The following is an 830-nucleotide window of genomic DNA, read 5'->3' as shown; positions in this document are numbered from 1 at the left end:
GATGTTAATTATGAAGCAATGGATAAAGTGTTAAAGCCTAATCGCAAAAAGATTGCATCGAAAGGGATTAAATCTGTGCGCGCACGTGTTGGTCATCTTAGAGAAGCACTGGATGAAAAGTATCGTGGTATAACCATTGAAGAATTTAAAAATTTAATGGTGACACAGATTTTGGGAATCGATGACATTAAAGAGGCAAAACGATACGAATTAACGGATGCAGATTGGGAAGCGATTGATGAATTAGTTGATAAAAAGTATAAAAATTGGGATTGGAATTATGGCAAGTCACCCAAATATGAATATAATCGAAGTGAAAGATTATCATCAGGTACTGTAGATATTACCATTTCTGTTGAACAAAATCGTATTGCAGATTGTAGAATTTTTGGTGATTTCTTTGGACAAGGTGATATAAAAGATGTGGAAGAAGCATTACAAGGAACAAAAATGACAAGAGAAGATTTAACGCATCAGTTAAAGCAATTAGACATCGTTTATTATTTTGGTAATGTTACGGTTGGATCATTGGTTGAGATGATTTTAAGTTAATATTGTTTAGGCGTTAATGTCGCACCCTCAATGAATATGTGTATTTGCTTTTAAAATGGTGACTATGTAGTTATGTAATTTGAACATACGATTGAAAATGAATTTAGTTAATTAGCAAAGACATCATATTTATAGCGTTTGTGTTTCTAAATGATTGGGTATTTGAAAATGGTTAATGATAGTTTTTAAAGGAATAAATTCATTTTCATTTATATAAGTAAGATTAAATACTAGCTACTAAAGTCTATTTATATACGTCAAAATATAATGACTGCTAT

1 protein-coding gene is annotated in these 830 nt (G+C 30.7%); it reads left to right on the top strand.

The features are described from left to right. A partial coding sequence (locus tag IDG60_RS27780) for a lipoate protein ligase C-terminal domain-containing protein (protein ID WP_274611451.1) occupies window positions 1-552 on the top strand: 552 nt, incomplete at its 5' end. Between the last annotated feature and the right edge of the window lie 278 nt (window positions 553-830).

It is taken from the genome of Staphylococcus sp. EG-SA-2, from assembly GCF_017152085.1.
The sequence above is the reverse complement of the archived record's forward strand: the minus strand, read 5'-3'. Positions and strand labels throughout refer to the sequence as shown.